12 protein-coding genes are annotated in these 22819 nt (G+C 38.6%); 3 read left to right on the forward strand and 9 right to left on the reverse strand.

The window, feature by feature from the left end; translation table 11 throughout:
• Position 1 precedes the first annotated feature (1 nt).
• The 8 genes from CYG50_RS14095 to dgt form a co-directional block, all read right to left on the reverse strand.
• Entirely contained in the window at positions 2 to 1387 is a 1386-nt protein-coding gene (locus tag CYG50_RS14095; protein WP_102139405.1) for an SLC13 family permease, read from the reverse strand.
• A 380-nt stretch (positions 1388 to 1767) separates the two neighbouring features.
• On the reverse strand, positions 1768 to 7689 hold the full coding sequence (locus CYG50_RS14100) for a TcdA/TcdB pore-forming domain-containing protein (protein WP_168222861.1): 5922 nt from the start codon (positions 7687 to 7689) through the stop codon (positions 1768 to 1770).
• A gap of 220 nt (positions 7690 to 7909) precedes the next feature.
• Positions 7910 to 9211 (reverse strand): phosphopyruvate hydratase, encoded by a 1302-nt coding sequence (eno, locus tag CYG50_RS14105; protein WP_102139407.1) that lies wholly within the window; start codon positions 9209 to 9211, stop codon positions 7910 to 7912.
• A 65-nt stretch (positions 9212 to 9276) separates the two neighbouring features.
• On the reverse strand, positions 9277 to 10914 hold the full coding sequence (gene pyrG, locus CYG50_RS14110; protein WP_102139408.1) for a glutamine hydrolyzing CTP synthase: 1638 nt from the start codon (positions 10912 to 10914) through the stop codon (positions 9277 to 9279).
• Positions 10915 to 11599: 685 nt separating this feature from the next.
• Positions 11600 to 12394 carry a nucleoside triphosphate pyrophosphohydrolase gene (gene mazG, locus CYG50_RS14115; protein ID WP_102139409.1) on the reverse strand — a complete coding sequence of 265 codons (795 nt, stop codon included), beginning with the start codon at positions 12392 to 12394 and terminating at the stop codon, positions 11600 to 11602.
• A 444-nt stretch (positions 12395 to 12838) separates the two neighbouring features.
• Positions 12839 to 15070 carry a GTP diphosphokinase gene (gene relA / locus CYG50_RS14120; RefSeq protein ID WP_102139410.1) on the reverse strand — a complete coding sequence of 744 codons (2232 nt, stop codon included), beginning with the start codon at positions 15068 to 15070 and terminating at the stop codon, positions 12839 to 12841.
• A gap of 16 nt (positions 15071 to 15086) precedes the next feature.
• Positions 15087 to 16418, reverse strand: a complete 1332-nt coding sequence (rlmD, locus tag CYG50_RS14125) for a 23S rRNA (uracil(1939)-C(5))-methyltransferase RlmD (protein WP_102139411.1) — start codon at positions 16416 to 16418, stop codon at positions 15087 to 15089.
• A 175-nt stretch (positions 16419 to 16593) separates the two neighbouring features.
• Positions 16594 to 18120, reverse strand: a complete 1527-nt coding sequence (dgt, locus tag CYG50_RS14130; protein ID WP_102139412.1) for a dGTPase — start codon at positions 18118 to 18120, stop codon at positions 16594 to 16596.
• Positions 18121 to 18377: 257 nt separating this feature from the next.
• Here dgt and mtnN point away from each other — a divergent pair, with 257 nt between their 5' ends.
• On the forward strand, positions 18378 to 19070 hold the full coding sequence (mtnN, locus tag CYG50_RS14135; protein WP_102139413.1) for a 5'-methylthioadenosine/S-adenosylhomocysteine nucleosidase: 693 nt from the start codon (positions 18378 to 18380) through the stop codon (positions 19068 to 19070).
• A 68-nt stretch (positions 19071 to 19138) separates the two neighbouring features.
• Complete coding sequence (gene btuF, locus CYG50_RS14140) at positions 19139 to 19969, forward strand: vitamin B12 ABC transporter substrate-binding protein BtuF (protein ID WP_168222862.1); 831 nt, start codon at positions 19139 to 19141, stop codon at positions 19967 to 19969.
• A 188-nt stretch (positions 19970 to 20157) separates the two neighbouring features.
• Here btuF and erpA read toward each other — a convergent pair whose 3' ends face one another.
• The gene (erpA, locus tag CYG50_RS14145) at positions 20158 to 20502 is read right to left on the reverse strand and encodes an iron-sulfur cluster insertion protein ErpA (RefSeq protein WP_004260480.1); all 345 of its coding nucleotides are present in this window, start codon (positions 20500 to 20502) and stop codon (positions 20158 to 20160) included.
• Positions 20503 to 20715: 213 nt separating this feature from the next.
• Here erpA and hemL point away from each other — a divergent pair, with 213 nt between their 5' ends.
• Positions 20716 to 22005 carry a glutamate-1-semialdehyde 2,1-aminomutase gene (gene hemL, locus CYG50_RS14150; protein ID WP_102139445.1) on the forward strand — a complete coding sequence of 430 codons (1290 nt, stop codon included), beginning with the start codon at positions 20716 to 20718 and terminating at the stop codon, positions 22003 to 22005.
• Positions 22006 to 22819 lie beyond the last annotated feature (814 nt).

Raw genomic sequence — 22819 nt, forward strand, 5'->3', positions numbered from 1 at the left:
GTTACATCCAGACAAACCAAGCAAACAATGAAATAACTAGGATACAGGCCACGTTCAATACCGCACCGACACGTACCATCTCAATCTGCCTAATATAACCTGAACCAAACACAATCGCATTTGGCGGTGTAGCGACAGGTAACATAAATGCACAAGATGCACCTATCCCGATAATCATGGTTAAGACAATGACAGGCATACCTAATGCTTCAGCAACTGTTGCAAAAATAGGTACTAATAAAGCTGCACTCGCCGTATTACTGGTAAACTCAGTTAGAATGATAATAAAGGTAGTAACAGCTAGAATAATAACAAACCAGTGGCTTTCACCAAATGTCATTTGCATCCAGTCGGCCATGATCTTACTTGCACCAGAAGAACTCAAGATTGCGCTCAGTGTTAAACCACCACCAAACAGCATCAATACGCCCCACTCAGTATTTTTTTGAATTTGAGACCAGCTAGCAACACCTGTTATACCGATTAAAATGGCAGCACTCATCGCAATAATTGTATCTAAATCTTTTACGCCACCTAATGCATCACTAATAAACGTACTTGTGATCCAACAAACTACGGCTAAAAGGAAAATCGTCATTGCGGTAATACGTTTGCCATTCCACTCAACGTGTTCTAACTCAATTTGAAAACGGTGTTTCAGGTTAGGGCGTAACATCATGTACATCAATACAAACATCATTGGCAGCAACACTACCATGATTGGAATACCGTATTTCATCCACGATAAGAAATCTAAACCTAAAGCTGCAGCTGCAATTGCGTTTGGTGGACTACCGACAATCGTACCTAAACCACCAATACTTGCACTATAAGCAACACCTAATAGAACAAACACAAAAGTGTTGCGCTCATGGCGGACATCGAGATTAGACAGTATACCTAATACTAATGGCAGCATCATTGCTGCGGTCGCTGTGTTACTAATCCACATAGACAGCAATGCAGTTACACCAAACAGTAATAATACCGCTACTGATAAGCGCCCACGAGCAGCCATGAGTAAGCGATTTGCAATTAGCCTATCAAGGCCTTGGATATGTAGAGCTGTCGCTAGCGCAAAGCCACCGAAGAATAAGAAAATGATTGGGTTTGCAAATGATTTCAATGCATCCCCTGTATTCATCAACCCTAAGCCGACTGCTAAGATAGGAATACACAATGCAGTAATGGTGACGTGGATAGCTTCAGTTAACCAAAGCACACCAATGAAAACCATCATTGCAAGACCTGCATTCGCTTTGTCATCGAATGGTAAATATTTTAGTAATAGAATTAATAGTACGATATCAACAGCTAAGATTATCCACCCTCGTTTGTTCGAGGGCGTTGGGCTCACTGATGGTGTTAACGATTCTGAAGCGTCCATGTTTACTCCATAGCTTTGGAAGCAAGTTTAGTTTTAGCGCGTGCATATTGTTAATAGTTATTTATAAGCTGTGAAATATAGAGTTAATTTATTGAGATGAAAATGTGGATAAGTTAAAAGTGCGATCTACCCCGCGCAATTTAATTCATTTTTGATTTAACCAACAAGAAATGCTTTATTTTCCTTACAAAAACCAAGATAAGTGTATCCCTAGCGACACAAAAGACTACAAAGCTAAATATTCAGCCCTAACCACCAATAAACAATTAAAAAAAGCGAATTAAAAAACAAAATAAAAACTTAAGCTACATAAGAAATATTTTAATTCAAATTAAGCCGTTTTATTAGCCAGCGCTGATGGCCGGCTAATTTATAATAATTTATAGTATATGTCCGATGTGAAGAGGGGGATTTGTTAAAGGGGATTGAACAATACGCTGATTGCTAAATGTACTCTCATCAGTATTCAACGACACTGCTGTGTCTGCCAGTTGTAACAATTGATTTTCATTTCTCAGTGCTATTTCTTCACTACTTTTATCAAGCTTACTGGTTTCGGACAAAAAACCATCAGTAAGCCCATAGCTTTCTACTATCGTTTTTACTTTGATTTCTTCTGTTGAATTTAAAAAACGCAGTTGTAGATGCTGATACTTTTCAGCATTTGGTTCAAAAGCCTTATTAATTAATAACATACTATTAGTATTGATATCAGTAAGAATAAGGTCATCGTCAAAACGGCTTACAACTAATGTTTCCATATCATCTACAGGTAAAACGAGAGTATCAGTTAAATAATCACTAGCATGATTGTTAATAATAATCACTTGGTAATGTAGCCAAGCCGCTCGGGAAATAATATAGCTATCTTGTTCATTTCCAGCACTCAAGACAATATTTTTGACATTATCAATAACAGGAGGATTAATAATATCTTTTTGATTCCCTCCTTTGATAAGCAATGAAGAAAGAAATTCTTTTTTACTACCTTCTGCATGAGCCATAGAACTGTCGTGATATAAGATTTCATTATTTGAAGTATACATGATCAACCCACTTGCTAATCTTTTAACTGTTTCAAATCTCATGTTAGGGTATATTTCATACAAAGATGGTAATGAAGCAGGGTTATACATTTTATTTCCAGTAAAGGCTTTATCTAACTCTTGAGTCGTTGCTAAAGGTTGCCAATAAAGTCGCTTACTTGACATATCATAAATAATAGCAGCAGAAGATTTTTCATCTACTCCTAAATATTGTAGTGTATTTTTAGAAGATAACTGGTGAGCTATAATAATATTTCCATTATCATACCAAGCAGGTATCACCTCATTATTATGCAATTTTTTAATCCCAAGTAATAAATATAAACCATTCTTATTATTTACTTCTTTTAAACTTTCCCACCAAATCGTTTTTTTATCAAACCAGTTTTCATTTATAGCAAAATTTTTCATTTCTCCTTTAGCTGAAACTTGGCTAACAATACCATCTTTATTAATAACAAGGAGTATCCCGTGAGAAAAAACAATGCTATCTACATTAGAAACTTCAATGCACTTAACTTGTTGTTCAACTATTTGAGATATATTAGGAGACGCACCAACCTGACGATAAATCCGGCTCTTATCTCGACTATAAAAATAAAATACATCATTACCCTCTTCATCAATTAGACTAGCGACCAATATAATATCTTTAGGTTGATTTAATTTATTGGAGTTAACGTTTTTTTTGTCAATAGAGTCTAAATAGGAAATGACATTTGACTTAATAACCGTGCCATCTTCATATTTTAACCAATAATGATAAACGTTATTATTCTTATCAACACCGGTAATTAATATTATTTCCGCAAAATTTGATGAGTTTGCATTATTATCAGTAACTAGTTTTTCATGATCACTCACTGACAGAATATACTTATCTAAAACCTGTTCTAACATTTTTTTAGGTATTTTATCTTGCCCTTCAGATAATTGGTAGTGTGTTAACTCATCGACAAAAACGCCAATAAATATAATACTATCACCATCAATCATGTAGGTCACAACTTCCGGTAAATCATGAGCTTGATAACGACATGAAAAATAAACAGCTCCATTATTTTCCCATATATTTATTAATTCAAAAGACTTACCCTGATTATTAACTAGCATATATTTGCATTTTATTTTATTATCAGAGCCAGTTACCCATATTAAATTGTATTTTTTAGAATAAAAATAAAACGAATCACCAAGAATAACAAAAGAGTCTGCACTATTCGTTTTATCATCAGAATAATGAGTAAAAATATAATGACCTGTAGATGTTTGATAAAATGCACGCCCCACATTCCTTCCATTATATTGATAGTTTTCAATTATTATATATTGACTATTAAACTTGTGTTGAGAATTTAATTCATCCAAATGTTCAGATAATCTATCACTTTTACCTATCCACTTATTACCATCTTCACTGATTAGATAGTAAGTTAAATTCAAACAATCAATCTTATAAATTTCATTTTGACTATTAATATACAATATATTATCTTTAGGCATTGAGGATGAAAAATAAACTTCCACTCCAGAAATAATAACTTTATCATGGTGAATTATTATTTCATCATTTTCAAAAAATGTTCCATCAATCAACCAATTAGAAGGTGATATAGAACCAGACTCATCAAACAATGTAATTTTAGTTCCTAATTGAGGTGCTATTCTATATACCCCACCATTTCCTTTAATAGAATAATTCAACTTACCGTACCATTCATTAGGGATTTTAGGAACAACCACATAACGATACTTATCATCTAAATTTACTTCTATTGATGTATCCACATACTCATGGAATATTTGTGTTATCGTATTCTCACTTGGAAAAATATAAAAGTCATAGTCAAATTTATCTGTATTTTCTAAGCGACGAATAATATCAAATCCATTATCATGACGTGTTGTTGCACCAGGCCACAGATTATAATTATATTTAATGTAAGATTTAGGTGTCACTGGTAAAACAATTATTTCAGCCTCTAAATAATCATAAGCTCTGTAGCTATTTGTATAACCAATACCTTGGCGTATATTTAGTGCTTGTTGCCGATCATGAAGCATTGTAGGGAAATTACCGGCCCAAAAAATATAATTTTTTCGTCCTCCACCCGCAGAATGCGGAGTTGTTCTATAAATATACTGGCTATCAAACTCTATCTGGTTATTTTTAAGATCTATTTTTTTGAACACTGCTCCAAATTTTGGCGTTGCTATTTTTCTTTTAGTCAAATAATCATATCCATTACTTTGATAAGCTTGATCTAACATATAAAAATAATGACCAACCGATTTTGCATCCTCTCCAATAACTACAAAATTACGGGCTAAACTCGTGAAGCCAATACTCAAACCCGCACAAATAACACCAGCCCCACTCATAAAGGTTGATACACCGCTAGCCCCTAAAAGCCCAGCACCTAAACTCGCGCCACCAGTGATCAAGTTTGCTGAGTCAAAAGCAAGCTGTGTGCCGAAGATGATCTTATATGGCTCGCTTTTTGCACGGGATAGCTCATATACATCAATACCAACTAATGCACCATTGAATAATATCGCTGTACTTTCATTCGCAGTTCGAGCCAATGAGGAAGAAAAAATATTAATGGCTTTAGACTCTACTATTAAATTATTTTTCAATCCTTTTCGAACAACCCCTACAATTTTAGATAAATCACTCATTATACCGTGTGAGATCATGCCATAATTAATATAACCATGAATCTTTAGAGCAAGTGCTAAATTAAAATCATCTGTTTCCATTGGTTTAATATTATTATTTTCATCAGAATACCATTGGATTAATGATTGAACAGCAACTCCCGTATTTAATCCATCAAAAGAGTGAATATCATTGTCAAACTCTTTAAGTTTAGTATCACGTTCTTCAACATGGGAATACTCTTTAAATTCTTCCATCTTTTTATTATAGTAATGGTTGAACTCTAAAAAAGTGGTATCTTCAGTTTCTACCCAATGACTTTTTTCTGGGTCGTCATAATTAACGAACTGTAGGCGATATTTGCCATTCTTAGTTTCTTGTAAAGTAGAGAAAATAGGAACCCATTTTTTAGTCATTTGATACTCAAATAACAAACCTTTGATTGAATTATCTAGCCTATCCCCCCATTGCTCTGCCTCTAAAATGCTGAGAGTTCCTTGTAACTGTAGGTCATTTTTTATTATATTCTGTTTTTCAATGACTCGACGGCTTTCTTGCTCCCTTTTAGTTAACTGACTAAGTTCATTTGAATCACTTAAGTTACCTACCTTTAAGCCATTACCAACAGAGACAATCGCCATATCTTCCGTTGAAATTGTAATAATCTCAAAATGAGGTTTTTTAGCGCTACCAAATGCCGAATAAAAGTCAGCCATTTTGTGTTCAACCATATACATTTTAAAAGCAATGAAGAGTTCTCGACTATTATTAAATGTAAATAGCCCAAAATTAGGATCATAAAAATAGTAATGTGATTGGTCATTCCCTACCGTTTTCCCAATCAGCATTGAGTGGTTTTGGCTATTAATAGCAAACATTACTGTTTTTTCCCCTGCGTCCAATAATTTTTGCGTCTCTTCAATTCCCATTCGGCCATGCGAAAAAGAAGCTTCAACCGCATCAATATTTGAATGGAGCTTCTCTAACGCTGATTTAAGCAGTATTGAGTCTTTATCTTTTGGACTCGCAGAGGCAATAAATAGCTTATTAATTAATACATCAGCACCATTTTCCCCATCTTTAGCTAATGCTACAGACATTGCCCTTACTAATGGATAACATCGCCCCTTAGTTTCTCCTCCCATAAGTGACAAATAGAAGTCTTGTGGAATTAACCGATTTGATTGACTATTAAAGGAATAAAACAGCTTGCTGACTTTACCTGCTTCACTCAATATATAATTTATGTATTCTTCATGGCTGACTTTGCTAATTCGTTGATACAATGCCCCACGCTCTATTGGGCTAAGTTCCAATGTTAAGTACAGCTTTTTTAATTCCAAAGACGACATTTTTCTATTAACACCTGAAATATTCACTTCATTGAAATCCTCCATGCCTTCGCTAAAACGTCGTCTAAATGGCATATTGTTTGAATTCTTATGTACAAAAACTAAATTTTCATAGCGCTCATTTACCGTTTTCTTGTTTTCATCACTTCCTCCTTGAATAATCTGTTCCCCTGCCTTTACAGCGGCGCTCATTCCATATTTTTCTTTTAACTGCCACCATAGCCAACTACGTTCAACTTGCCGGGCTTCTACCAGGGCTTTACTGTAACGGTTTTGATAAAGGTTAATGTATATATCACTCTGTATTATTTTTTGTTGTAGAACCTTTATTTTTATGCTTTCACTGGCTGAGATTTTATATAGTTGTTTTATTTTATTCCTCCAGCTATTTTGCACTTCATCTAATATTGAAATGTTTCTATTCAATTTTTTATAGATTATTGTATTCAAATCTCTCCACGTATTATTTATGGAACTTTCAGGAAAATCCTTATCTTGAATATAGAGACCACTATCTATCTTCTTTACTTCAATATTCAGCTCATTTGCTAATGATAATATATCTTGGTGTACTGCATCTCTATACTTTATAAACTCATTTTTATTATTAATTTCTTTGCTAGGTGAGTTTTGCACTAACCTGCCATTTCCGTTTAATATTAAATTTTTTTTACCTTCATAATATTTTGTTTCTTGCTTTTGATAGAATAATTGCCATTCATTATTAACATACTGCATATAAGCCGTTGCATTGCCACTATCCTTCCCTTTAATACGATAATCTTTATAATCAACAGCCATAACAACATTATCATATAATATAGAACTATTAATACGACAGTCATTGTATACCCGATAATGATCTTTATCATAATCAGTGACAATTAAAGAATGTTTATCTAGCGTATCTGTAAATAGAAAAAAACTGTCTGATGGTTCTTTAGGGATATCAATATAGTATGGATAAAAATGACTTTGGTCAGTTTTGTTATAACTCAAAAAATAACTATTAATTGAGAATTTACTTTTATTATCATCTTTTAAATACCTTACCACATAGCGATCATCTTTTGTTTTAATAAATTCCACTTTTCCTTTTTCAGCAATACCACTCGAATTTATTAACTCGCTTGTGTCTATCGTTGATTTTTTTGACATTTTTGTTAAATTAGCAATTTCATTACTGCGAGTAATATTATTTTCCGTAATCGTTTTTAGTGATTTAGTTTTATCATTATTCATATTCATTCCTTTGAATATATTGTATAAGTGAAGGGTAGAGCGGAAAAATAAAAATAGTTTATTATTAATAGAAAAACCACCACTGGCTTCTAATTTCAGACATACTTCTATTTAACAATAAAGTTGTTTTATATGTTTATTGGGGGGAAATATAATTGATTCAAACAAAAAATGGGAAGCGAACGCTTCCCATTAACTAATTTAGCTAAACAAAAATAAATTATGCTTGGCCTTTAACTTCTTTTAAGCCATTGAATGGTGCATTTTTACCTAATGCTTCTTCAATGCGAATCAGTTGGTTATATTTAGCTACACGGTCAGAACGGCTCATAGAACCTGTTTTGATTTGACCTGCTGCTGTACCTACTGCTAAATCTGCAATAGTCGCATCTTCAGTTTCGCCTGAACGGTGAGAGATAACAGCTGTGTAGCCTGCATCTTTCGCCATTTTAATTGCAGCCAAAGTTTCAGTTAAAGAACCGATTTGGTTGAATTTGATCAGGATAGAGTTAGCGATGCCTTTATCAATACCTTCTTTCAGGATCTTAGTATTCGTTACGAATAAGTCGTCACCAACCAGTTGGATTTTGTCACCAAGAACTTTAGTTTGGTATGCGAAACCATCCCAGTCAGACTCATTCAGACCATCTTCGATAGAGACGATTGGGTACTGTTTAGTCAGCTCTTCTAAATAATGAGTGAACTCTTGTGAAGTGAAGGTTTTGCCTTCGCCTTTCAGCTCATAATTACCTGTTTCTGCGTTATAGAACTCAGATGCTGCACAGTCCATCGCCAGAGTTACGTCTTTACCTAATACATAACCCGCTTGTTCAACCGCTTCTTTAATTGCTGCTAATGCTGCTGCGTTTGACTCTAAGTTAGGTGCATAACCACCTTCATCACCTACCGCAGTGTTCATACCTTTAGATTTCAGTACTTTTGCTAAGTGGTGGAAGATTTCAGAACCCATACGAACCGCTTCTTTCAGCGTTGGCGCGCCAACAGGCTGGATCATGAATTCTTGGATATCAACGTTATTATCTGCGTGCTCACCACCATTGATGATATTCATCATTGGCAGAGGCATAGAGTATTGACCGTGAGTACCATTCAAGTCAGAGATGTGCTCATACAGAGGCATACCTTTCGCCGCTGCTGCTGCTTTAGCACTTGCTAAAGATACAGCGAGAATTGCGTTTGCACCAAATTTAGATTTGTTCTCAGTGCCATCGAGATCAATCATGATTTTATCGATGTTAGCTTGGTCTTTAGCATCTTTACCAATCAGCGCTTCTGCGATTGGACCATTAACCGCTGCAACTGCTTTCAGAACACCTTTACCCAGAAAACGTGCTTTATCACCGTCACGCAGTTCCAGAGCTTCACGAGAACCTGTTGACGCACCTGATGGTGCCGCTGCTAAACCAACAAAGCCACCTTCTAAATGAACTTCAGCTTCTACAGTTGGGTTACCACGAGAGTCAATGATTTCACGACCGATCACTTTAACAATTTTGGACATTAGGTTTTCCTCAGTACAAGTTAAATTTTGGGAAGTTGGTGCACCTGCGCCGACTTCCCCATATCTTATTTCAACTCACCTTTCTGGTACTTACCAGCGGCTTTAACAAAACCTGCAAACAACGGATGACCATCTCTTGGTGTAGAGGTGAATTCTGGGTGGAACTGACAAGCCACAAACCATGGATGATTAGGGTTTTCAATAATTTCCACCAGCTTATTATCCACTGAACGGCCTGCAATTTTTAGACCTGCATCTTCAATGCGTTTCAGTAGTAAATTATTCACTTCATAACGGTGGCGGTGACGTTCAATGATAGTTTCTGAACCATACATCTCACGCACAAGGCTGCCATTCACTAAATGACATGGTTGCCCACCAACGCGCATTGTTCCACCAAGGTCGCTCTCTTCTGTACGCACTTCAAGGTTACCCTCTTCGTCACGCCATTCAGTAATCAGCGCAACAACAGGGAATTTACAATCCGCTTTAAATTCTGTTGAGTTTGCATCTGCCATGTTGGCCACATTACGTGCAAATTCAATCAATGCGACTTGCATACCCAAACAAATACCCAAGTAAGGGATCTTGTTTTCACGTGCATATTGAGCGGTCAGAATTTTACCTTCAACACCACGCTCGCCAAAACCGCCTGGTACTAAAATAGCATCTAAACCTTTTAATAACTCAACACCGCGAGTTTCAATATCTTGTGAATCAATCAATTTGATGTTCACGGTTAAACGGTTTTTCAAGCCACCGTGTTTTAATGCTTCAATTACCGATTTATACGCATCAGGTAACTCAACATATTTACCCACCATTCCAATGGTAACTTCACCAGCAGGGTTGGCTTCTTCGTAAATAACTTGTTCCCACTCAGCTAAATTAGCTTCTGGCACATCAATACGGAAACGGTTACAGATATATTCATCCAAGCCTTGTGATTTCAATAAGGCTGGGATTTTATAAATTGAATCAACGTCTTTGAGAGAAATAACGGCTTTCTCTGGCACATTACAGAACAGTGCAATTTTTGCACGCTCATTTGCCGGGATCACTCTGTCTGAACGACAAATTAACACATCTGGTTGAATACCAATTGACAGCAATTCTTTCACTGAATGTTGAGTTGGCTTAGTTTTCACTTCACCAGCCGCTGCAAGGTATGGCACTAAGGTTAAGTGCAAATATAATGTGCGCTCACGGCCGACTTCCGCCGCCATTTGACGAATTGCTTCAAGGAATGGTAGGGATTCGATATCACCTACTGTGCCACCAACTTCAACCAAAACAACGTCATGGCCTTCGCCACCACGGATGATGCGGTCTTTAATTTCATTAGTGATATGTGGGATAACTTGAATTGTCGCGCCTAAATAGTCGCCACGGCGCTCTTTGCGCAGAACTTCAGAGTAAACACGGCCGGTCGTAAAGTTATTACGACGAGTCATTTTAGTACGAATGAAGCGCTCATAGTGACCTAAATCTAAGTCAGTTTCAGCGCCGTCTTCTGTAACGAAAACTTCCCCGTGTTGGGTTGGGCTCATTGTGCCTGGGTCTACGTTAATGTAGGGATCCAGTTTCATAATAGTCACATTGAGTCCACGGGCTTCGAGTATAGCCGCCAAAGAGGCTGCGGCAATGCCTTTACCCAGAGAGGATACGACCCCGCCGGTCACAAAAATATAATTAGTTTTCATGCTGAACCTGAAAGTTTAGGTTTAAAAGATGATGGATATAACAGGACGGGAAAACAGTATACCCGAACCTTAATTTCGCTACAAATGTTCTAAGCATAATAAGGCTAAATTTCATCAATACTCTAATATTATCAGCAAGTTAAAAGCGAAAAAATATTTATCGCTTCAAAATTAGTCATCTTTATCTATTTTTATAGATTAACACAGTTCAATGATAAAAGCTAAATCCTTTCAGCTCATTGTATGGCATAAAAAATGCGATTCTGCACTAACTTTGATTTTGAATAACTATTTACTCTAACTCTCCACATTTAGCCTTCGAAAACTTCAACCTACTTATTATTTTTGAAGCTTTGTTTGGAACCATTGCATAAGGTAATTTTAGAACAAACCACATAGAATTTTTCTGTAGATGCTTCGTTCTATATATCATTCATGCTCTATATAGTTCGTTCTACAGCTAGGCGGCAAGAGAGGATACCCGGGGAGCATACACCAGTATGTGACCCGAGTAGCCGAGCGCAACCAACAACGCTGTAGTGCGAAACCCAACGAGCATTGGCTCTATATAGTTCGTGCTACAGCTAGGCGGCAAGAGATGATACTCGGGGAGCATACACCAGTATGTGACCCGAGTAGCTGAACGCAGCCAACAACGCTGTAGTGCGAAATATGACGAGCCATCTTATTCTTGGTTCTTAACCTGCTGCCAAAGCCCTTCCATCTCATCAAGTGTAGCACTTTCTGTCGTTTTGCCACTCTCTGCGAGGCTTTTTTCGATTTGGCGAAAACGACCTTCGAATTTCTTACAAGCTTTTTGCAGCGCTATTTCAGGCTTATGACCTAAATGACGAGATAAATTCACCGTTGCAAACAATAAGTCACCGATTTCTTCTTCTAAGCGAGCTTGGTCAACGACCACTTGCGTGGCTTCTTCCATTACCTCTTCAAGCTCTTCATGGACTTTCCCAACAACTGGCCCTAGCGTATCCCAGTCAAACCCTACTGAAGCACAACGCTTTTGAATTTTATACGCTTTCATCAATGCAGGTAGTGAATTCGGGATATCATCTAATACTGAAAACTGCGATTTTTCAGCTCGTTCCTTTGACTTACGTTTTTCCCAACCATCAATCACTTCTGAGCTACTCAGTGTGTTATTGGAATCGAAAATATGTGGATGACGATGTTCGAGTTTATCGCTCACCGCTTGGCAAATATCATTAAAATCAAACAATGATTTTTCATGCGCCATTTGCGCATAGAAAACCACTTGAAACAATAAATCCCCCAGTTCACCTTTTAGGTCAGAAAAATCCTCTCGTTCTATCGCATCAAGTACTTCATAAGTTTCTTCAAGCGTATAAGGCGCAATAGTTTTAAATGTCTGTACCTTATCCCATGGACAACCTGTTTGTGGATCACGCAGCTGTACCATAATGGATAATAAGCGTTCGATTTGGGGTTTTTCCTGACTCATTGTATTAACCTTTGATTTTCTTTTGTTTCTAATTGTCATCTTTATCTCAAACTTATCAGAAATGACACCCGTTCAACAAATTTTTCAGGAAAAAGCCATTTTCACTGATTAATAACAATTAAAAAACAATTCTAGGTAACCCGGAAAATGTGATTTTTAGAATATATCGGAGCCATTTTCAAAATAGTTTGAGTTGCAGCTAGGCGGCAAGTAAACGAAACCCTAGGAGCATACATCAGTATATGACTAGGGTGAGAGCACGCAGCCAACAACGCTGCGGCTCAAAATATGAAGAAAATCACCGACAATATAACAGAGCTATTTTCAAAATAGTTTGAATTGTAGGTAGACGGCAAGCGAAGATATCTCGGGGAGCATACATAAGTATGTGACCCGAGTAGCTAAGTGTAGCCAACACCCCTACAACTCAAAATATGAAGAAAATCACTGAGAATGACGTTTTGCTTCTATAACATCCGGCAACTGATTTAATTTTGCTAACACCCGACTCAGCACCTCAATATTATACAGCTCAATTGTCATATCTATCGTTGCCAATTGCTGCTTCACATCGCTGCGGCTACTGACGCCTAGCACATTAACCTTCTCATTCGCTAATATTGTCGTGATATCACGTAGTAGACCACTACGGTCATTGGCGACAACTCTAACCACCAGAGAATAGCCACTGGAATAGTTTTCACCCCAAACCGCATCAATGACACGTTCTGGTGCATGACTTTGTAATTCGGCTAATTGCTCACAATCTGCGCTGTGAATGGAAATGCCTCGTCCTTTGGTGATAAAACCAACGATTTCATCCCCTGGAATTGGTTGGCAGCAACGTGCAATATGGTGCATTAGGTTACCAACCCCTTCAACCACCACTCGGCCGCTACCATGGGATGGCGCTCTTGGGAGTGAAGACTTACTTTCCAATGTTTTCATTGCCGCGCGGTCTTCTTCTTCCGCAGTGGCTTTATTAAATTTGCTTTGCAGGAAATTCACTAATTGGTTGATACGGATATCACCACCACCAATTCCGGCTAAAACTTCATCCAATGAATGAACATTATAGCGCGCAATTAGCAGTTTCTCTGCTTCTCGCAGGCTGATATCAAGCTGTGATAATTCGCTATCTAGAATTTGGCGCCCGGCAAGGATGTTTTTGTCTCTATCTTGTTTACGGAACCAATTTTGGATTTTGGCTCGCCCACGGCTGGTTGTTACATACCCTAAGTTAGGATTTAACCAGTCACGGCTTGGGTTTGGGTGCTTTTGAGTAATAATTTCAATTTGGTCACCCATTTGTAATTGATAGCTAAATGGGACAATACGCCCACCTATTTTTGCACCAATACAACGGTGGCCGACATCACTGTGAATGTGATACGCGAAATCAAGCGGCGTCGAGCCTGCTGGCAAATCCACCACATCCCCTTTAGGGGTAAAGACATACACGCGGTCATCAAACACTTGGCTACGAACTTCATCTAGCATTTCGCCAGAATCTGCCATCTCTTCTTGCCATGCAATCAGCTTACGTAACCACGCAATACGGTTTTCGTAACTACTGCCCTTGCCAATGCCAGTCGCGCCTTCTTTGTATTTCCAGTGCGCGGCAACCCCCAGTTCTGCATCTTCATGCATTTGGCGGGTACGAATTTGAATTTCAAGGGTTTTACCGTTAGGGCCTAACACCACAGTATGAATCGATTGATAGCCATTAGGTTTCGGGTTCGCCACATAGTCGTCAAACTCATCAGGAAGGTGGCGAAAATGGGTATGAACGATCCCTAATGCAGCATAACAATCCTGCAAGCGTTCAACGACAATGCGCACTGCTCGCACATCAAACAGTTCATCAAATGCCAATGATTTTTTCTGCATTTTACGCCAAATGCTATAAATATGCTTAGGTCGGCCGTAGATATCTGCTTGAATACTCTCTTTTAACATGTACTTACGTAAGGTTGTAACGAAAGTATCTATATACTCTTCACGGTCAATACGACGTTCATGGAGGAGCTTTGCAATTTTTTTATATTCATCAGGATGTAGATAACGAAAACAGAAGTCTTCTAACTCCCATTTCAATTGCCCAATTCCAAGACGATTTGCTAAGGGTGCATAAATATTGGAACACTCTTTTGCGGCTAAAACGCGTTCGTCTTCAGTCGCATCTTTAACTTCACGTAAATGGGCAATTCGTTCCGCTAATTTAATGACAACACAGCGGAAATCTTCCACCATCGACAATAGCATACGACGAATATTATCGACTTGTGTCGAGCTTGTTTCGCTCGATTGTGTTGCTTTGAGTTGACGAATTGCATCCATTTCCAGCACACCTTTCACAAGTTCGTGAATGGATTTGCCAAATTCATCAATAACTTCTTGTTCTTCTAACTTCCCTTCTTCCACTAAGGGGAAAAGTAAAGCCGCTTGTAAGCTGCCGATATCCATACTTAATGTCGATAGGATTTCGGTCATTTCAATACCACGCCACAGTAATAGAGGGGCGATTTCTTGTCCGGCTAATTTATCGTGACAATATTGCCAGGTATGGATGAGCTTTTCTTCTGATTGTTTATTGCTCAATCCCAGGCCGTTAACCCACTTTTCTGGGGCAAACTCACCTGCTGGGGTAAGATGCGCACTTCTTACTGCAACCATATATTCTCCCTACCTATTAAACCTCTGGGCGACGGATAAATAACGCCATTGACTCTAAATGGCTAGTTTGCGGAAACATGTCTAGCATCCGCAACTGTAATAATTGATAGCCCCCATCAAGTAAAACTTTGCTATCTCTCGCCAATGTTGTGGGGTTACATGAAACATAGACAATTTTTTCTGGCATCAGTTTAATTAAATGTTCCATAACACCAGCTGCTCCAGCCCTCGCTGGGTCTAATAACACTTTATTAAAGCCATGAGCCGCCCAAGGTTGTGTGTGTATCTGAGCTTCTAAGTTTTCATTATAGAAGGTTGCATTACAAATAGTATTGAGCTGTGCATTGTTTCGAGCCTGTTCGACTAAATTTTCTACACCTTCAACACCCACAACGGATTTCGCTAACCGTGCAATTGGCAACGTAAAGTTACCCATTCCACAAAAAAGATCTAATACTCTATCTTCACTGTTTAGATCTAACCATGCTAATGCTTGTTCTACCATCTGCTGGTTAACTTGCCCGTTCACTTGAATAAAATTTAATGGATCAAATTTTAGTATCTCCCCAGCAACTTGATATTCAGGCTGTGGAGAAATTGCTGACAAAGCTTGTAAGTTTTCATCATTCCCCGCTAACCAGATAGACACTCCGTGCTGATTTTCAAAATCACTCAACCTTTGAGTATCTGATAACGAAAAAGGCGTTAAGTAACGAATCAATACAATCTTGCAATTGTCTGCACGAATAAGTTCTACATGACCCAGTTTTGCCTTATTACTGAGCTGGTTAATACATTCAGAAAGCGGCTTTAATAAGATATCCAATTCAGGGGAAAGTACCGGGCAATTTTTTATATCAACCAATGTGTTAGATTGAGGTTGACGGAACCCCATAATGACATTTTTACTTTTAGACTGATATTGTAGCCCTAATCGAGCTCGACGGCGGTAACCATATGGCTCACCACTAATCACCGTAGGAACGGATATATCTAGCGATGTTTCGCGCTGCATCAGGTAAGCTAATGCATGAGCTTTACTTTCTCTTTGCAGTGCAATGTCAACATGCTGCTGTTGGCATCCTCCACATTGATTAAAATAACGGCAATGAGGCTTTACTCTCTGGGAGCTAGTACTCAAACGCTTAACCACCTTTCCTTTAGCAAAATGTCGTTTCTCTTCCGTCAATGCAATGTGTGCTTCTTCGCCAGGCAATAAACCTGTTACAAAAATGGTTTTCCCTTCGATACGGGCGACACCTTGCCCTGCGGCATCAAGGCTGTCAGCAATAACCGTGATTTGACGGCGTGAAGTGGTACGACGAACAGGAGAGTAAAATTGAGCCATAAAGTAGTCACTACAGAGTATTAAGTTATAAAAATCATGATTGTCGAGTTTCCAATTTTAGTGCGATGTTTTTTTTCGCTAATTAATTAAGAAAAACGACCTATACCATTATACCTATTTTCCTATCATTTGATTGACTACTTTTCTATTTTTATCATTCCATTCAAGTATTATATTAATTGCTAACCATAAATTTACGATATTCTTCATAAGCATAGTGGTCGGTCATGCCACTAATATAGTCTTGAATCAAACGAGCTCGATAATAAAACTCTAGAATAGATTTATCTGATTCATTCGTTGCGGAGATTTTCTCAAGTGCTTCCGTGTAAGATAAGCGGTGCTTATTAGATAATTTATGAAATAACCTCGTTTCAATGAAAAAGTGCTTGTGATAATTTTTTTCAACAAGATCAGCGAAATCCTGCCTATCCATCATCAATAATGGGCTATAGAAATCTAATAACCCACTGATAATTCGGTAGCCTTGTAACTCTAACTCTTCAACTTCATGGTGGTTAAATACATGTTTAAAAGCCACTGTTTTCAGTACTTTCAATAACCTATGTTCTGGACTTTTATCTTCTAGCAACGCACTGTTAAAAGTGCCATTATAAATTTCGGGCAGATTTTTAATGAATTGTTGTGCGCTGTAATGAGACAATTTCCCTGTGATATTCACGCGCAAATACATAAAGAACTGATCTTGCTGAATACGCCTTGTGTGGTTGTCACTGATATTATTGAAAGCTCGCATAATGGTTTGATCGAACAAATCATTTTGTACAATATCTCCCCACTCTGCTTTCAAATATTCAATCAACTGTTCAACAGTAAAAATGCCTTTTTCCGCGGCATCATCCAAATCAGCAATACAATATGAAATATCATCAGCCGCTTCCATAATATAGGACAGCGGAAAACGACAATATTTCTCCATATCGAGCTTTTTGGTTAACTCACTAACAAAGTCCACCTCAGACCAATAATAGCCTGGCTTTTTCATCAAATAATCAAACTCAGGTGGAATTGGCTCCAAATCATAAGCACCACGCGTATATTTTAAGATAGAACCAACTTGCGCATAGGTTAAGTTTAATTTGAGTAAGCGATGCGCCATACGCAGCCCTTGCGCATTACCTTCAAATGAGCATAAATCCTGCTTTAATTGGCGGCGGAATAAATCTTGTTTTTCATTCCCAGTTAACTGTAATGCAGGTATTTTGCATGGGTCAGGGGAATCCGGTGTAAACAGGTAACTTGGCGACAATAATTTGGTAAACCATCGCTGAATTGCGGCCTCACCAAAATGTCCAAATGGAGGATTTCCGATATCATGCATTAAACACGCCATTTCGACTAAGCTTTCAAAAGCATCACAACGTTCATCTAACCCATAGGGCTCGAGCAATTTTTTCTTTTTTAATTCACCTAAAACCGTTTTACTGATGTAGCGGCCAACTTGCTGGACTTCTAGTGAGTGAGTTAAGCGACTCCGCACTGCTGCGTTTTGCTCTAAGGGAAAAACTTGTGTTTTTTGTTGTAAGCGGCGAATGGCAGCCGAATTAATGATCCGCCCACGGTCACTTTCAAATAAGCGATTAACCGCATCTTCATCTTTAGGTGAAATTTTTTGGTTTTTCGCACTACTCATATAGTTACGCTGAAAGTTTAGCTTTTTAACAAAATTAATCTCACCCACTCTGCCACCTTCCCTATCTCGATTGATGTTTCATTATATAGCCTAAATACAGGAAAAATACTTCACGGCTCACCTTTCAATGTTACACTTCGTGCACCTTTGTAATTTCGTTGTCTAAATCCGAGTTGTTGCAATTAAAATTGCGAACCTGCTCGAAAAATACAGCAATAACACAATAAAACATTATCGTCCCTAGTCAAAATATTGACACTATATTGACATTAATAGTGCAAATTGAGCAGGGAAAAGGAGACAAAATGAAAGTTGGAATAATTGGTGCCATGGAACAGGAAGTGGCGATTTTGCGCTCACAAATAGAAAATTGCCAAACCATTAGCCGCGCTGGCTGTGAAATTTACACAGGTCAAATTAATGGCGTTGACGTCGCCTTATTAAAATCAGGTATTGGTAAAGTCGCAGCCGCAATCGGTACAACACTGTTATTAGAGCATTGCCAACCAGATGTCGTGATTAACACGGGTTCCGCAGGTGGTTTAGACCCTCGTTTAAATGTTGGCGATATCGTGGTTTCTACGGAAGTTCGTTATCATGATGCTGATGTGACAGCATTCGGTTATGAACCTGGCCAAATGGCACAGTGCCCACCCGCTTTCGTTGCTGATACTAAACTGATTGAAGTTGCTGAGCAGTGCATTAAGTTATTGGATATGAATGCTGTTCGTGGTTTAGTCTGTAGCGGTGATGCTTTTATTAATGGTGCTGAGCCACTGGCACGCATTAAAGCCATGTTCCCGCAAGTTGCGGCAGTAGAAATGGAAGCTACCGCGATTGGCCAAGTATGTCACCAATTTGGCACCCCGTTTGTCGTCGTTCGTGCTATTTCGGATGTGGCAGATAAGGAATCCCATACGAGCTTCGATGAGTTCTTACCTGTCGCTGCTCGTCAATCCTCACTGATGATCACAGCCATTTTAGCTAAACTCGCTTAATGATTTTCATAAAAGGTATAGCCATTTGTTAGTTATGCCTTTTAATTAATTCTACGATGAGTTTTGTTATGAAACGAATAACGCATTATTTTTCTCTTACTGTTACCTTATTATGTGCTTTATTAGTGGCTTTTTCTGCCCTAGGAGCAGCAAAGCAGCGTATTATTAGTCTATCACCAGCCAATACTGAACTAGCTTATGCTGCAGGGCTTGGGGATAACTTAATTGCGGTCAGTGCTTACTCCGATTACCCAGAACAAGCAAAAAAATTAGAACAAGTCTCTGATTGGCAAGGTTTAAATGTAGAACGTATTATCGCGCTTAAACCTGATTTAATCCTCGCATGGCGAGGAGGCAACCCCCAGCGTCCCCTTGATCAACTTGCGGGTTTTGGCATTCCAATTATTTATTTCGATCCTCACACCATTGATGATGTCATCAATTCAGTTATTGAATTAGCGCAATACAGCCCAAACCCAGCGTTAGCACAGCAAAATGTGGAAAAAATGCGCGCTAAGCTTGCCCCTTATCAAAATAAAAAAATTTCTAATAACAAACCCAAAAAAGTGTTCATTCAACTCGGTACTCAGCCTTTATTTAGCGCGGGTAACCACACGCTGCAAAATAATATCGTAGAGTTTTGTGGTGGTGAAAATGTTTTTGTAAATAGTGCAGTTCAATGGCCACAAGTCAGCCGTGAGCAGGTACTCACTCGCAAACCAGATGTAATTATCATGACAGGCTCGCCAGAACAGGAAAAAGTAGTGAAAGAATTTTGGCACTCTCAGATGAATGTCCCAATTATCCGATTAAATGAAGATTGGTTTCACCGTGCAGGCCCCCGTATCATCAATGCCACCGAGCAGCTATGCGACCAACTAAACACACTACCAAACTGAAAAATAACGTCTTAAATCAAAAAGTAAAAATTAATAAGTTTAGAAGCTATATATGGAGAAAAGATTTTTCTAAATAGTTCGAGGTGTGGCAAGGCGGTGAATGAGGAAATTCCTAGGAGCATACACAAGTATGTGACTAGGGTTGACGAATGAAGCCAACACAGTCACAACTTGAAATATGACGAAAATTAGACGCTAAAGGACGAACCGCACCCACAAGTAGACTTAGCATTCGGGTTAGTGACAATAAAACGCGAACCTTCCAAGCCTTCAGTATAATCAACACTTCCACCTACCAAATACTGTAGGCTCATTGGATCTACAACCAAAGCAACACCTTGCTTTTCAATGGTCATATCGCCTTCGTTGATTTGGTCATCGAAGGTGAAACCATATTGGAAACCGCTGCATCCGCCACCAGTGATATAAACACGCAGACGCAGATTTGGGTTGTCCTCATCAGAGACTAAATCTTTAACTTTAATTGCTGCCGCATCAGTAAATTGCAATGGCAGAGCTGCATCATCACTCATTTTTTACTCCAAACCGGTGACCGGTAAATTCATGTGTAGGCAAAAGCCTACTCAGATCAATTAACCTAATTATCCGTCACTTGACTAAATCGTTCAAGTGTTGTTACGCAATTAGACACATTGTGCATATCTTCGTTTCAACATTTGGTTTAATTGGTGTGGTGCTTTAGAATGAGAGCAATTTTTTTCTTAGCCTCTTTCTGGAGCCCTGCGATGTCACAATCTGAAAAACTTTACGCACAAGCAAAAGAACAAATTCCTGGGGGTGTAAACTCCCCTGTTCGTGCTTTTAATGGTGTTGGTGGAACCCCATTATTTATTGAAAAAGCGGATGGCGCTTATATTTATGACGTTGATGGTAAAGCCTATGTGGATTACGTTGGCTCATGGGGACCGATGGTATTAGGCCATAACCATCCTGAGATCCGCGATGCCGTGATCAAAGCTGTTCATAAAGGGTTAAGTTTTGGTGCACCGACTGCCGCCGAAGTTGAAATGGCTGAGTTAGTTTGTGAATTAGTACCCTCTATGGATATGGTACGTATGGTGAACTCAGGTACTGAAGCCACCATGAGCGCAATTCGTCTGGCGCGCGGTTACACTGGCCGTGACAAAATCATCAAATTTGAAGGTTGTTACCACGGCCATGCAGACTGCTTATTAGTCAAAGCGGGCTCTGGCGCACTTACTATGGGTGAACCTAACTCCCCGGGTGTACCTGAAGATTTTGTAAAACACACATTAACTTGTACCTATAATGACCTAGCTTCAGTTCGCAAAGCATTTGAAAATTACCCAGAAGATATTGCATGCGTGATTGTTGAACCAGTTGCTGGAAATATGAATTGCGTACCACCAACAGCTGAATTTTTACCCGGTTTACGTGCATTATGTGATGAATTCAATGCCGTACTCATCATTGATGAAGTTATGACAGGTTTTCGTGTCGCATTAGGTGGAGCACAAGATTACTATGACGTTCAGCCTGATTTAACCTGTTTAGGTAAAATCATCGGTGGTGGTATGCCTGTTGGTGCCTTCGGTGGCCGCCTTGAAATTATGGAAAAACTAGCACCAATTGGGCCTGTTTACCAAGCAGGGACCTTATCTGGTAACCCTGTCGCGATGGCTGCAGGTCTTGCTTGCTTAAAAGAAGTCTCTCAACCGGGTGTTCACTCACGTTTAAATGAATTAACAGAAAAGTTAGCTCGTGGTTTAAAACGTGTTTCCGCAGAGCAAGGTATCCCGATGGTTATCAATCACGTCGGTGGCATGTTTGGTATTTTCTTCACCGACGCCCCAACCGTAACTTGCTACCAAGATGTGATGAAATGCGACGTTGAGCGCTTTAAGAAATTTTTCCATTACATGTTAGAGCAAGGTATTTACCTCGCGCCTTCTGCATTTGAAGCAGGTTTTATGTCTATCGCACACAGCGATGAAGACATTGAGAAAACGATCAAAGCCGCAGAAACTGCATTGATGAAAATTAAAAAGAATTAATTCACATTGATGTTATAGAGGTGAAATTTATCCAATTTCACCTCTATTTTTTTATAGCTAAGAATAGATAACTCTAGGTTCGACACCACAGTTCCCTAACTAGCCTTTAAAATAATTAATTCACCAGCTAATTCTCTAAATAGTTCGAGTTGTCGTAAGAGGCAAATAAGGAAATCTCTAGGAACATACACAAGTATGTGACTAGGGTTGACGAATGAAGCCAACACCGTCACAACTTGAACTATGACGAGAAGAGCCTTACACCACAACTCCCTAACTAATTCATATTCAAATAACTAGCCTTTAAAATAATTAATTCACTAGCTAATTCTCTAAATAGTTCGAGTTGTGGCAAGGCGGTAAATGAGGAAATCCCTAGGAGCATACACAAGTATGTGACTAGGGTTGACGAATGAAGCCAACACCGTCACAACTTGAACTATGACGAAAAGAGCCTTACACCACAACTCCCTAACTAATTCATATTCAAATAATTGGCTTTTCAAATAAGCAACTCGCCAACTAATTAATTCTCTAAATAGTTCGAGTTATGGCAAGGCGGCAAATAAGGAAATCCCTAGGAGCATACACAAGTATGTGACTAGGGTTGACGAATGAAGCCAACACCGTCACAACTTGAAATATGACGAGAAGAGCCTTACACCAAGGCCCCCTAACTAATTCATATTCAAATAATTGGCTTTTCAAATAAGCAATTCGCCAACTAATTAATTCTCTAAATAGTTCGAGTTGTGGCAAGGCGGCAAATGAGGAAATCCCTAGGAGCATACACAAGTATGTGACTAGGGTTGAC

This window comes from Providencia huaxiensis (assembly GCF_002843235.3).
GTDB classification, from domain to species: domain Bacteria; phylum Pseudomonadota; class Gammaproteobacteria; order Enterobacterales; family Enterobacteriaceae; genus Providencia; species Providencia huaxiensis.

What these genes read in the sequence shown, in the direction of transcription:
- CYG50_RS14100 (WP_168222861.1), bottom strand. Translation starts at nt 7,689, where the DNA reads ATGAATAATGATAAAACTAAATCACTAAAAACGATTACGGAAAATAAT.
- hemL (WP_102139445.1), top strand. Translation starts at nt 20,716, where the DNA reads ATGTCACAATCTGAAAAACTTTACGCACAAGCAAAAGAACAAATTCCT.
- eno (WP_102139407.1), bottom strand. Translation starts at nt 9,211, where the DNA reads ATGTCCAAAATTGTTAAAGTGATCGGTCGTGAAATCATTGACTCTCGT.
- rlmD (WP_102139411.1), bottom strand. Translation starts at nt 16,418, where the DNA reads ATGGCTCAATTTTACTCTCCTGTTCGTCGTACCACTTCACGCCGTCAA.
- mazG (WP_102139409.1), bottom strand. Translation starts at nt 12,394, where the DNA reads ATGAGTCAGGAAAAACCCCAAATCGAACGCTTATTATCCATTATGGTA.
- pyrG (WP_102139408.1), bottom strand. Translation starts at nt 10,914, where the DNA reads ATGAAAACTAATTATATTTTTGTGACCGGCGGGGTCGTATCCTCTCTG.
- erpA (WP_004260480.1), bottom strand. Translation starts at nt 20,502, where the DNA reads ATGAGTGATGATGCAGCTCTGCCATTGCAATTTACTGATGCGGCAGCA.
- btuF (WP_168222862.1), top strand. Translation starts at nt 19,139, where the DNA reads ATGAAACGAATAACGCATTATTTTTCTCTTACTGTTACCTTATTATGT.
- mtnN (WP_102139413.1), top strand. Translation starts at nt 18,378, where the DNA reads ATGAAAGTTGGAATAATTGGTGCCATGGAACAGGAAGTGGCGATTTTG.
- relA (WP_102139410.1), bottom strand. Translation starts at nt 15,070, where the DNA reads ATGGTTGCAGTAAGAAGTGCGCATCTTACCCCAGCAGGTGAGTTTGCC.
- CYG50_RS14095 (WP_102139405.1), bottom strand. Translation starts at nt 1,387, where the DNA reads ATGGACGCTTCAGAATCGTTAACACCATCAGTGAGCCCAACGCCCTCG.